The organism is Candidatus Symbiopectobacterium sp. NZEC135, from assembly GCF_025962695.1.
This window is the reverse complement of record NZ_JAGFPF010000031.1, coordinates 18047-30618: the sequence shown is the minus strand read 5'-3', so window position 1 is coordinate 30618 and position 12572 is coordinate 18047. Positions and strand designations below refer to the sequence as shown.

The following is a 12572-nucleotide window of genomic DNA, read 5'->3' as shown; positions in this document are numbered from 1 at the left end:
CCGTTAATCCGATCCGTTCACGTTGCGCCTGCGCGCATCCCACTCAATCCTGTTATCACTACGGCAAACATCTGCTAAGAGGTCTGACCTGTATGTGTATAGTGTGTAGTGCATCGCGTCTTTTTTATCAATTTATTTACAACACAATTACAACTTAACTCACAAACTGGTGCGTTTTTACCCCAGCAGTGATAAACATCAGCAATTGTCTTGATTGCGGCATAGCATACTTCTCGCGGTTTCCGCGATCCGTTACACTGCCAGCATTCCCTCTGCGCGCACCTCCCGTGCGATGCAGAGTTATCGCCTGTTACCGAACAAAACGAGAGGATCCTATGTATCAGGACTTAATCCGTAGTGAACTGAAAGAGGCTGCGGCTACGCTGGACGCTTTTCTGAGTGACGACGCGAACATTCAGTCGATTCAGAATGCGGCGGTTCTGCTGGCTGATGCGTTCAAGGCGGGTGGCAAAGTGATTTCCTGCGGCAATGGCGGTTCACACTGTGATGCGATGCATTTTGCCGAAGAATTGACCGGTCGTTATCGTGAGAACCGCCCTGGTTACCCGGCGATTGCTATCTCCGATCCCAGCCATCTTTCCTGCGTGAGCAATGATTTTGGCTACGATTTCGTATTTTCTCGCTATGTAGAATCGCTGGGGCGTGAAGGCGATGTGCTGCTCGGGATTTCCACTTCGGGCAATTCCGGTAATATCATCAAAGCCATTGATGCCGCTCGCGCCAAAGGGATGAAAGTCATCACCCTGACCGGCAAAGACGGCGGAAAAATGGCGGGTACGGCGGACGTTGAAATTCGCGTACCGCACTTTGGTTACGCTGACCGTATTCAGGAAGTGCACATCAAAGCGATTCATATCCTGATTCAGTTAGTCGAAAAAGAAATGGCAAAAGGGCAGTAATCTCGCCAGGTTGCTAGCAGTAGGGGGTAGGAGGGGGCATGTGTGAACTGCTTGGGATGAGCGCAAACGTTCCGACGGATATTTGTTTCAGTTTTACCGGGCTTATACAGCGCGGTGGCGGCACCGGGCCACACAAGGATGGCTGGGGCATTACCTTCTATGAAGGCAATGGTTGTCGCACGTTCAAAGATCCGTTGCCGAGTTTCAACTCTCCTATCGCCCGCCTGGTGCAGGAGTATCCGATTAAATCCTGCGCGGTGGTGTCGCACATTCGTCAGGCAAATCGCGGCGCGGTTACGCTGGAAAATACCCACCCATTTACCCGCGAACTGTGGGGGCGTAACTGGACGTTTGCCCATAACGGTCAGTTGAAGGGATATCGCGGGCTGAAAACAGGCCATTTCCGCCCCGTGGGGCAAACCGACAGCGAGTACGCCTTCTGCTGGCTACTCAATCAGTTGGCGCAACGTTATCCGCGCACGCCCGCCAGTTGGCCTGCGGTGTTCCGTTTTATCGCGGAGCAAGCCGATGTGCTGAGAAGCAAAGGCGTGTTCAACATGCTGCTCTCTGACGGGCGCTTTGTGATGGGATATTGCTCCACTAAGCTCTACTGGATCACGCGGCGTGCGCCTTTTGGTAAGGCAACCCTGTTGGATAGAGATGTGGAAATCGATTTTCAGCAGCAAACGACGCCCAATGATGTCGTCACTGTGTTGGCGACGCAGCCGCTGACGGGAAATGAAACCTGGCATCAAATTATGCCAGGTGAGTTCGTGCTATTTTGTTTGGGTGAACGCGTAGCGTGAGGGTTTTTCACTGCTGATAACGGATGGATTAACCACATACTGTCCGTTATTTACCGTGATTAACGGTGGCTGATAATTCTGGTTGAAATACGCATAACCCGGCTGAAGTTGACGCCAGAAACTGTTATACGTGGAATTACGGTGGCGCTGCATGTTGGTTTCCGTCATACGGAAAGGATATATCGCCAAATCAATTTTGGTTTGTCCATTACGTAGCGCCGCTTCAGCATAACGGTAAATTTCGTCGATATAGTTGTTGGTCATGGCATAACAGCCAACAGACACACATTCACCGTGAATCATCAAATAGCGACCGGAATAGCCCTGCGCCCGATCGTATTCATTAGGAAAACCAATGTTGATCGCTTTGTAGTAATGGCTGTCGGGTTTTAACTGCCGCAGATCAATCTGATAGAAACCTTCCGGGCTTTTCAGATCGCCCTCGACACGCTTGGGCCCTAATCCGCCGGAATATTTGCAGATGGGGTAGTGATCCAGCAGGCGATATTCATTTCCTACCTTGGCGTACAGTTCCAGTATCCGCTCTTCTTTGAAGATCTGAATATAGATCGGTGAACCGAGTAATTGTTGTTTTAATTCTTTTGCTATGGGAGCCGGTTCACTGGCGACACTGGTAACAACGACGGATGGCAAAAAAAACAACATCGCAATAGACAGCGCGATTTTTTGCATTATTAATCCTGATGGTAAAAGCTGTGTGACAAACGATAGCCGCTGCCCTGCTCATCTTTTGTGAGACAGGCGCAGCCACATTATCATCGCCTTTATTTTTATCAAGCGAGAAAAGCAGCAAAACGGCATTTTTACGTTAAGAAAACGGTGACACGGCTTTTTCTCTGCGCTTCTTCAAGCGCATTGACAGAAAAAAAGAGTGTCACCTGATGTGTCAGTCCTATTTATGCGCATTGCGCTTCAATGGTCATGATATCCGTGCTGAACGATCCATCGGCTTGAATCGCAAAATAGTCGATGACCTCTGCGGACAAGGTTTTTTGCAGCGCCAGAATCGCGTTGGAGAAATGTGGCGGTGTGCGCATGCGGGCAATCCAACTGCTGAACTCCAACGGCAGTTTATCCGCCTGAAGCTGACGTATGGTAAAACCTGACTCGGTCAGCAGCGTCATCCACTCACCCGGCGCGTAGTTACGCACATGTGAGGTGTCGCGCAGCATTTCTACCGTTTGCAGGTAGATATCCAGCACCGGATGGCCTGGCGAAACCACATCCATCAGAATCACGGTGCCTCCCGGCTTCAACACGCGTTGGATTTCACGCAATGCCCGCCCGACGTCGTGCCAGTGATGTGCCGAATAGCGGCTAATGACCACATCGGCGCTGGCGTTGGCAAAGGGCAAAGACTCCGCAGGGCCATGCTGCGTGTGGATGTTGTTCAGCCCCTTCTGCTGTGCCGCCTGCGCCACGACGTTCAGCATCTCCGTCGAAAGATCGTAGGCCGTCACGCGGGCGACCTGCTGCGCCGCAACGAAGCTGGCATGGCCTGCGCCACACCCTACATCGATAATGTGTGCATCGGGAAACGCGGCGAGGCGTTCTGCCAGCCAAGTGAGATCGTTCCCTTGCGCATGTACCGCGCTGTTTAAATAGTGCTGCGCCTGTGCGCCAAATTGTTCAACGACGTGCTGATGGTGATTCGGTGTAGTTTTCATCATGGCTCTCATGCTGTTGGCAAAGGTAAGACGCAGCGCTACGTCGACCTGAATGACCCGAGTTGTGGTTACTATAGGCAGCCTCTGATACGGGTACAATATGAACATTTATACTGGTATAGAATAGTGCTAGTTTAATTAACACGATTCGTATTAACCAACGTAGTGCTCACCAACATAGTGCTCACCAACGTAGTGCTCACCAACATAGTGCTCACCAACACGGTCAAGAAAACATGAATAATGGCTCACTGAGTGGTCCAAAGGCATTAGGGGCTTTTTTGCGTGCGCAGCGTGAAATGCTCGCTCCGGAGAGGGTCGGGCTACCTGCTGCGGGACGGCGGCGCACCAGCGGTTTGCGCCGTGAAGAGTTAGCGCAGTTGAGTCGCATCAGCACCACTTGGTACACCTGGATAGAGCAGGGGCGTGAGGTCTCCGTCTCTCCTGCGGCGCTAGCGCGGTTGGCCGTGGCATTACAGCTTGCCCCCGCAGCGCGTGACTATTTGTTTAACCTGGCGAATGTTAAAGATCCGGACAAACAGCCAGAGGCTTTGCCTTTGGGCACACAGGTGACTGCGGCGTTGCAGTGCATGAATTGCCCAGCTTACCTGCTGGATGGCATGTGGAATGTGCTGGACTGGAATGCGCAGGCACAAGCGCTGTTTCGCGGCTGGTTAGGTGAAGACCCTCAACCTAACTTGCTGCGCTTCATGTTTGTTCACCCGCTGGCAAAGCAGTTGGTGGTGGATTGGCCCAAGCGCGCTCGCCGTGTGGTGGCGGAGTTTCGTGCCGAATCGAGCCATTACTCCCATGAGCTGATGCGTGAGTTGGTGGTGCAATTGTGTCGGGATAGCCGTGAGTTCGAACGCTGGTGGACACAGCAAGCGGTGATGGCGCGCGAAGGCGGCGAGCGGCGCTTTCACCACGCCACTACCGGCGAGGAGATAACCTATCAGCAGCAGACTTTTCATCCGGCGTTGCATCAGGAATTCAAATTAGTGATGTTGATTCCTGCGGATACCGGAGATGGGCCTACACCGCGTTAATCTTACTTGCATACCGTTTTTTGTTACTGTATTTTTGTACAGTAATTGGAGGGTGTATGCGTAAAATTATTCATGTCGATATGGATTGCTTCTATGCCGCCATTGAAATGCGTGATAATCCGCGCCTGCGCGATATTCCTCTGGCGATTGGCGGCAGTGCAGATCGACGGGGCGTGATCAGCACCGCCAACTATCCCGCCCGCCGTTACGGCGTGCACAGTGCTATGGCGACGGCGACTGCGTTGCGTTTGTGCCCTCAGCTTAAGCTCCTGCCGGGGCGTATGGAGGTGTACAAAGCCACCTCGCGCCTGATTCGCGATATCTTTTCCCGCTACACCACGCTGATAGAACCCCTTTCGCTGGATGAAGCCTATCTGGATGTGACAGACAGCCCGCTGTGTAACGGCTCTGCGACGCTGATTGCTCAGGATATTCGCCAGACAATCGCTAATGAACTACAGCTCACGGCATCGGCGGGCGTGGCTCCCATCAAGTTTCTTGCCAAGGTGGCATCGGAACAGAATAAACCTAACGGTCAGTTTGTGATTACCCCCAACAACATGGAAGCCTTTCTGCTGGCACTGCCGCTGGAAAAAATCCCCGGCGTGGGTAAGGTGACGGCAAAGCGGCTGGAAGAGAAGGGGTTGCACACGTGCGCAGATGTGAGGCAGTACGATTTGGCCGAATTGCTGCGCCAGTTTGGCAAATTTGGTCGTGTGTTATGGGAACGCTGCCATGGCATTGATGAGCGTGCGGTTTCTCCCGATCGTTTGCGTAAATCCGTGGGGGTAGAAAAGACGCTGGCCGCCGACATCCACCATTGGCATGAATGCGAGGGGCTGGTGGAACAACTTTATCAGGAACTGGAATTGCGCCTGAGGCGCGTGAAACCGGACCTGCATATTGCCCGCCAGGGCGTAAAATTGAAGTTTGATGATTTTTGCCAGACCACGCAGGAGCACGTGTGGCCCGAACTGAATAAGCAAGATCTGCTGCGTCTGGCGCGGCAAACCTGGGAAGAACGACGTCAGACCCGAGGCGTCAGGCTGGTTGGGTTGCACGTTACTTTGCTCGATCCGCAAATGGAACGCCAACTGCTGCTGAATTTGGAGTAACGGGACGTGAAGTAAAAAACGCGCCGGTGGCAGTAAATGCCCCGGCGCGCCTTGATTACGCTTTTTCTGGGATAGCCGCCAGCAGCGCGGTCAGCAGTTGCCAGTAACGGCCTACGCTTGCAATGTGCACCTGCTCATCGGGAGAGTGCGGTCCGGTAATGGTGGGCCCAATAGAAACCATATCCATGTTCGGGTAGGGCTTTTTAAATAACCCACACTCAAGCCCAGCGTGAATAACCATGACGTTCGGCGTGGTGTCGAACAGTTTCTGATACGTTTCACGCACCAACTGCATCACCGGTGAATGGGCATCCGGTTTCCAGCCCGGGTAGCCGCCTTTCGGCGCGGTGTGAGCGCCCGCTAACTGACCCAACGCCGTCAACGTTCCAACCACGGCATCTTTACCGCTGTCGATCAGTGAACGGATCAAGCAGACGATTTCTGCCTGTTCTGCATTCATGGTGACCACGCCCAGATTGAGCGAGGTTTCTACCACGCCTTTGACTTCATCACTCATACGAATGACGCCATTCGGGGTGGTATTCAACAAGGCCAGCAGGCGATCGCGGGATTCGGCGGTGAGCGGCAGAGCATCGCTGGAAGTTTCTTCCAGCACCAGCGTCAGGTTTTTCTCCACGGCAGCCAGTTCGTGTTGCAGCGTTGCCAGATATTGTTCTGCCAGCGTTTTCAGCGTGGCGACGTTGCCCGTAGGAACGGCCAGCGTGGCGAACGCTTCACGCGGAATGGCGTTACGCAGGGTGCCGCCGTTTAAATCCAGCACGCGAATATCCGTTTTCGCGGCGTGCTGGAACAGAAAACGTGCCAGCAGCTTATTGGCGTTACCCAGACCTAAATGAATATCGCAGCCGGAGTGGCCGCCTTTTAGCCCTTTCAACGTCAGTTTGAACGTGGTGAGACCTGCGGGCAGCGTTTCGCGCGTCAGCGGCAGACGGGTGATAAAATCGATCCCGCCGGCGCAGCCCATGTACACTTCACCTTCTTCTTCTGAATCGGTGTTGATCAGTATGTCGCCCTGTAGCCAGTTGGGCTGCAAGCCGAAAGCGCCATCCATACCGGATTCTTCCGTCATGGTCAGCAGCACTTCCAGCGGACCGTGTTTCACGCGATCGTCAGCCAGCACCGCCAGCGCCGAGGCCATGCCAATCCCGTTATCGGCACCCAGCGTAGTACCGCGTGCTTTGACCCAGTCGCCATCCACATAAGGTTGGATAGGATCAGTGGTAAAATCGTGTACGGTGTCATTGTTTTTCTGCGGCACCATATCCAAGTGCGCCTGCAATACCACCGCTTTGCGGTTTTCCAGCCCCGGCGTTGCGGCTTTACGCAGCAGGATATTCCCCACGGCATCGCGCTCGGCGTGAATATTACGCCCTTCGGCCCAGGCTAAAATGTGCTGTGCCAATGCCTCTTCATGGTAAGAAGGATGGGGAATGGAACAGATGGTGGCAAAAATATCCCACAAAGGCTGGGGAGCAAGTTGAGACAGTTCAGACACGATTAGCGTCTCCTCGTTAGCAGACCCGTCTGCGCATCAGGTGCGTAAGGCCTGCAAGTTAAACGTTTCGGGGTGTGCCGCCGCAATCGGCACGTCAGTGACAGAATATCACTTTCCTTCTGTTTTGATGCATCTTCAATTTGTATTGCCGAAGGTTGTGATATTTTGTGCTTTAAAAAATGTAAAAATAAGAATATTGCATCGATACTTTGCGCTAAGTAACCGGTATGAACGTTATTTTTCGCTTTGTGCTAGGGTGTCTTTACCCGGCAATGTGAGGGCAAAAGCAAGAGGTATGCAGCGATTGCGTGGATAAATACTGGTTTTTATGCTGGCGGCTATCTATAATCTCGCGCAACCTTTTTCCCCCCTCAGACTCGAATTAAGCCAATTTAACGTTGGTCAGGACAGATTTTTATGAGCGAAAAGTACGTCGTCACCTGGGATATGTTGCAAATTCATGCCCGTAAACTGGCCCAGCGTCTGCTGCCAGCCGAACAATGGAAAGGCATTATTGCCGTTAGCCGTGGCGGGTTGGTTCCCGGTGCACTGCTGGCGCGTGAATTAGGCATCCGTCATGTGGATACCGTGTGTATCTCCAGCTATGACCACGACAACCAGCGTGAGCTGACTGTCCTGAAACGTGCCGAGGGAGACGGTGAAGGGTTTATCGTGATCGACGATCTGGTGGATACCGGGGGAACGGCGAAAGCGATTCGCGATATGTATCCGAAAGCGCATTTTATCACCATCTTCGCCAAGCCAGCCGGACGTCCGCTGGTTGATGACTACGTGGTTGATATCCCGCAGGACACCTGGATTGAGCAACCGTGGGACATGGGCGTGGTGTTTGTTCCGCCTTTGGTTGGACGGTAACAGGCTGGGCGGTAATCGCCTTCCGGCATAGCGTTCAGACGCTAACTAATGTTATGTTAATTGCCCGGCTTTGTGCCGGGCAATTTTTTTTTAAAGGCTCCAAGAAGCCTGTGTAGCACGTTCATTTCGATGCGCATCAGCCGTGCGTTTTCGTGTTCTCAATCATGCCGTATCTAGGAGACTGCCGTGGTTCAAGCCAATCTCTCTGAGACACTGTTTAAACCCTCGTTCAAACATCAAGAGACATCAACGCTGGTCAGGCGCGCTCGCCACCATGAAGACGTTGAGCGTCATTCCGCGCTGGAAGGACGCTATTCAAAACACTGGTATCGCACGCTGAACCGCCTGATGTGGATCTGGCGCGGTGTCGATCCGCGTGAAATCGAAGAAGTGCTGGCACGGATTACGGTCAGTACCGCGCAACGCAGCAATGAACATTTTCTGGATACCGTGGTGGGCTACCGCAGCGGCAACTGGATTTATGAGTGGGCCAAGCAGGGTGCCGCCTGGCAATCCAAAGCGATGGAAAGCGAAGAGACCCAGCACGATGGTCACTATTGGCTGAATGCGGCCAATCTCTACAGCATTGCGGCTTATCCCTATATCAAAGGGGACGAACTGGCGGAGCAAGCACAAACGCTGGCTAACCGTGCCTATGAAGAAGCGGCTAACTACTTGCCGTACCAGTTAAAAGCGCTGGATTTTCCCATTGAAGGCGGCGGCAGCCTGCGCGGCTTTTTGCACTTGCCTGAGCAGGGCTCAGCACCGTTCCCGACCGTGCTGATGTGCGGCACGCTCGATATGCTGCAAAGCGACTATTATCGCCTGTTCCGTGACTACCTGGCACCCGCGGGCATGGCTATGTTGACCATTGATGTGCCGTCGGTAGGCTTTTCATCGCGCTGGAAGCTCAGTGAAGACAGCAGTTTTCTGCACCGACAAGTATTGCGTGCGCTGCCTGATATTCCCTGGGTCGATCACTGCCGCGTGGGTGCCTTTGGTTTCCGTTTCGGTGCCAATATCGCGGTGCGGTTGGCCTATCTGGAACCGGGCCGTTTGCGCGGTGTCGCAACGCTTGGCCCCATCGTGCACCATTTGTTGTGTGATACCCTGCGCCAACATCAGGTGCCGGATATGTATATGGATGTGCTGGCCAGTCGTCTTGGCATGGCGAATGCCACCGATGCGGCGCTAAAAACGGAACTGGGCCGCTACTCGCTAAAAACGCAGGGGCTACTGGGCCACCGTTGCCCGACGCCGATGTTGGCGGGGTATTGGGATAATGACCTGCTGTGCCCGAAAGAAGAAGCGAGCCTGATCGTCAATTCGTCCACCAACGGTAAATTGTTGCCCATCAAGTCGGCGCCGATATACCGTAATTTTCATCAGGCATTGGGCCATATCAGCGATTGGCTAAAGGGGACGCTGAATGCCTAATCATCGGACTCACAAAGAAAGAATAACCTGAACATATGACGGGTATAGCGGTTTAATTTATTGTTGCCATCTGTTAAAAAAGAAGCTTCAACCTGAGGAGTAAACCGATGACATTACCGAGTGGACACCCGAAAGCCCGGCTCATGAAAAGTTTTGCCTCATTGGGGCCCTATCTACGCGAGAATCAGTGCGGCAACGAGCGTTTTTTCTTTGATTGCCTGGCGGTATGCGTTAGTGTGAAACCTGTGCCGGAAAAACGGGAATTCTGGGGATGGTGGCTCCAGTTGGAAGCCCAGGAACAGACACTCGTTTATTCCTACCATACTGGCTTGTACGATAAAACGGGCCGTTGGCAAGAAGAGAAAATTAAGGATACCGAAGTGCTGACCAAAGTACAGGAGACGCAACAGCAGTTTCATACGCGTCTGGAAAAGCTATTACACTCTTTGGAACCCGCCTTGACGCTCACCGAGCGACCGTGAAGCCTCTCTTTTGAGTCTGCGCCGCGTTACCGTTTGCGAGAGCGGGGCAGATTCGCGTAATCTCTGTTGCCATTATGAACGTGCTCTGTGGCAACGTTTTCACTATTTCGTGTTTTGACCAACATTAACGGCAGATTAATCATGAGTGGCAGCCAGACTTTGGTTGTGAAATTGGGTACCAGCGTGTTGACCGGTGGATCGCGCCGCTTGAACCGTGCCCATATTGTTGAATTGGTTCGCCAGTGTGCGCAGCAGCACGCGGCCGGACACCGTATTGTGATTGTGACGTCTGGGGCGATTGCCGCCGGGCGCGAGCATTTGGGTTATCCTGAATTGCCTGCCACCATCGCCACCAAACAACTGTTGGCTGCAGTCGGGCAGAGCCGTTTGATTCAACTGTGGGAACAACTGTTTTCTATTTACGGTATCCATATTGGTCAGATGTTGCTGACGCGCGCGGATCTGGAAGACAGAGAACGTTTCCTCAACGCCCGCGACACGCTGCGTGCATTGTTGGACAACCGTATTGTTCCGGTGATTAACGAGAACGATGCGGTAGCGACGGCTGAAATCAAAGTTGGCGATAACGACAACCTGTCAGCGCTCGCGGCGATATTGGCAGATGCGGACAAGCTGCTGTTGCTGACCGATCAGGCTGGCCTGTTTACCGCCGATCCGCGCTCCAACCCGGAGGCGGAATTGATCCGGGAAGTGGAAGGCATTACCGATGAACTGCGCCTGATTGCCGGTGGCAGCGTTTCCGGCCTTGGCACCGGTGGGATGTCGACCAAATTGCAGGCCGCCGACGTGGCTTGCCGCGCCGGGATTGATGTGATCATTGCGGCGGGTAACCGCGCCGATGTGATTGGTGATGTGATTGGCAACGTGTCGGTCGGTACCCGTTTTCACGCCGTGGAAGCGCCGCTCGAAAGCCGCAAACACTGGATCTTCGGCGCACCGCCAGCGGGTGAAATCACCATCGATGACGGTGCGCTTTCCGCGATCGTTGAACGTGGCAGCTCGCTGTTGCCAAAAGGCATTCGCGAGGTGAAGGGCAACTTTTCTCGCGGTGAGGTCATCCGTGTGTGTACCCTTTCTGGACGCGATTTGGCGCATGCAGTAACCCGTTACAACAGTGATGCGCTACGCATGATCGCTGGGCACCACTCGCAGCAGATTGCCGATATCCTCGGGTATGAGTATGGCCCGGTGGCCGTTCATCGCGACGACATGATTATCAATTAAGGAGCACGCCATGCTGGAAAAAATGGGCAAAGCGGCTAAACAAGCCTCCTATCACCTGTCGGTGCTGAGTACGGTGCAGAAGAACCAGGCGCTGAACGTGATTGCTGACCTGCTGGAAGCGGAAAGTGCAGAGATCCTGGCCGCTAACGCGCTGGATCTGGCGGATGCACGGCAAAACGGCATGAGCGCCGCGTTACAAGATAGGTTGCTGCTCACGCCACAGCGGTTGAGCGCCATCGCTGACGATGTGCGTCAGGTCTGCCGCCTGAATGATCCGGTAGGTGAGGTGATTGATGGCCGCCTGCTGGATAATGGATTGAAACTGGAGCGCCGTCGCGTGCCGTTGGGCGTGGTGGGGGTTATCTATGAAGCGCGTCCGAATGTGACGGTGGACGTCGCCAGCCTGTGCCTGAAAACCGGTAACGCAGTGATTTTGCGCGGTGGCAAAGAGACGTATCGCACCAATGCGGCTACCGTGAGCGTGATTCAACGCGCATTGGCACAAAGTGGGCTGCCCGCTGCTGCAGTTCAGGCGATTGAAAGCCCGGACAGAGAGCTGGTCAACCAACTGCTTAAACTGGATCGCTACGTGGATATGTTGATCCCACGCGGTGGTGCCGGGCTGCATAAACTTTGTCGCGAACAATCGACCATTCCGGTGATCACGGGTGGAATTGGCGTGTGCCATATTTTTGCCGATGAGAGTATTGATTTTGCTAAAGCGTTGACCGTGATTGAAAGCGCCAAGGTACAACGCCCGAGCGCGTGCAACAGCCTGGAAACGCTACTGATTCACCGCGCCATTGCTGCTCAGTTCCTGCCTGCACTGAGCGAGAAAATGGCACAAGCAGGGGTGACGCTGCACGCCAGCCCGGAAGCTTTGAGCACGCTGCAAAGCGGGCCTGCCAACGTGGTTGCGGTGGAAGCCAAGGATTACGATGACGAATGGCTGTCTAACGACCTCAATGTGGCACTGGTGGACAACATGGATGCCGCCATTGCGCATATCCGTGAACACGGCACGCAGCACTCCGATGCCATTTTGACGCGCTCCATCAGCAATGCGGAACGCTTTGTGCGCGAGGTGGATTCTTCGGCGGTGTATGTCAATGCCAGCACCCGCTTTACCGATGGCGGACAGTTTGGTTTGGGCGCCGAAGTGGCGGTAAGCACACAGAAACTGCACGCGCGTGGCCCGATGGGATTGGAAGCGTTGACCACCTACAAGTGGATTGGTTACGGCGAAGACTTAATTCGCGCCTGACCGCTGCCTTAAGTCTGAAAGTTATAGGATTCTCCATTATTAGCAGTGAAAATAATGAGAGAATCCTGTTATTCCTTCGGTCGTTTACAAAACCAGCAAACGGACGGTAAAACTATTGACTTGCTGCGGTGATTTCACTACTTTGTCACCCCGTAGTCCACCGTCAGTGCTCACTGA

General features: G+C 53.7%; 12 protein-coding genes. 9 read left to right on the top strand and 3 right to left on the bottom strand.

Annotated features, from left to right (window positions below):
- Window positions 1-335: 335 nt before the first annotated feature.
- Together lpcA and J5224_RS15305 are read left to right on the top strand one after the other, a co-directional pair.
- Entirely contained in the window at window positions 336-920 is a 585-nt protein-coding gene (gene lpcA / locus J5224_RS15310) for a D-sedoheptulose 7-phosphate isomerase (RefSeq protein ID WP_196907719.1), read from the top strand.
- 38 nt (window positions 921-958) lie between these two features.
- On the top strand, window positions 959-1726 hold the full coding sequence (locus J5224_RS15305) for a class II glutamine amidotransferase (RefSeq protein ID WP_264626192.1): 768 nt from the start codon (window positions 959-961) through the stop codon (window positions 1724-1726).
- On the opposite strand, the gene dpaA is transcribed toward J5224_RS15305, so the two are convergent.
- Both dpaA and J5224_RS15295 read right to left on the bottom strand, forming a co-directional pair.
- On the bottom strand, window positions 1697-2419 hold the full coding sequence (gene dpaA, locus J5224_RS15300; protein WP_264626191.1) for a peptidoglycan meso-diaminopimelic acid protein amidase: 723 nt from the start codon (window positions 2417-2419) through the stop codon (window positions 1697-1699). The genes J5224_RS15305 and dpaA overlap by 30 nt on opposite strands.
- Before the next feature lie 224 nt (window positions 2420-2643).
- Window positions 2644-3414 (bottom strand): class I SAM-dependent methyltransferase, encoded by a 771-nt coding sequence (locus J5224_RS15295; RefSeq protein ID WP_264626208.1) that lies wholly within the window; start codon window positions 3412-3414, stop codon window positions 2644-2646.
- 236 nt (window positions 3415-3650) lie between these two features.
- Between J5224_RS15295 and J5224_RS15290 the strand changes: the two genes are divergently transcribed.
- The gene (locus J5224_RS15290) at window positions 3651-4460 is read left to right on the top strand and encodes a helix-turn-helix transcriptional regulator (protein ID WP_264626190.1); all 810 of its coding nucleotides are present in this window, start codon (window positions 3651-3653) and stop codon (window positions 4458-4460) included.
- 56 nt (window positions 4461-4516) lie between these two features.
- Window positions 4517-5575 carry a DNA polymerase IV gene (dinB, locus tag J5224_RS15285; RefSeq protein ID WP_264626189.1) on the top strand — a complete coding sequence of 353 codons (1059 nt, stop codon included), beginning with the start codon at window positions 4517-4519 and terminating at the stop codon, window positions 5573-5575.
- Window positions 5576-5630: 55 nt separating this feature from the next.
- On the opposite strand, the gene pepD is transcribed toward dinB, so the two are convergent.
- A complete protein-coding gene (pepD, locus tag J5224_RS15280; RefSeq protein WP_264626188.1) occupies window positions 5631-7091 on the bottom strand; it encodes a beta-Ala-His dipeptidase in 1461 nt (486 codons plus the stop codon).
- A gap of 417 nt (window positions 7092-7508) precedes the next feature.
- Here pepD and gpt point away from each other — a divergent pair, with 417 nt between their 5' ends.
- The 5 genes from gpt (at window position 7509) to proA (ending at window position 12395) form a co-directional block, all read left to right on the top strand.
- Window positions 7509-7967: a xanthine phosphoribosyltransferase gene (gene gpt, locus J5224_RS15275; RefSeq protein WP_264626187.1), complete on the top strand. Its 459-nt coding sequence runs from the start codon at window positions 7509-7511 to the stop codon at window positions 7965-7967.
- 186 nt (window positions 7968-8153) lie between these two features.
- Window positions 8154-9404 (top strand): esterase FrsA, encoded by a 1251-nt coding sequence (gene frsA / locus J5224_RS15270; protein WP_264626186.1) that lies wholly within the window; start codon window positions 8154-8156, stop codon window positions 9402-9404.
- 107 nt (window positions 9405-9511) lie between these two features.
- Window positions 9512-9886 carry a sigma factor-binding protein Crl gene (crl, locus tag J5224_RS15265; protein WP_264626185.1) on the top strand — a complete coding sequence of 125 codons (375 nt, stop codon included), beginning with the start codon at window positions 9512-9514 and terminating at the stop codon, window positions 9884-9886.
- 141 nt (window positions 9887-10027) lie between these two features.
- A complete protein-coding gene (gene proB, locus J5224_RS15260; protein ID WP_195314039.1) occupies window positions 10028-11131 on the top strand; it encodes a glutamate 5-kinase in 1104 nt (367 codons plus the stop codon).
- 10 nt (window positions 11132-11141) lie between these two features.
- Window positions 11142-12395 (top strand): glutamate-5-semialdehyde dehydrogenase, encoded by a 1254-nt coding sequence (proA, locus tag J5224_RS15255; protein ID WP_264626184.1) that lies wholly within the window; start codon window positions 11142-11144, stop codon window positions 12393-12395.
- The last annotated feature ends 177 nt before the right edge of the window (window positions 12396-12572 follow it).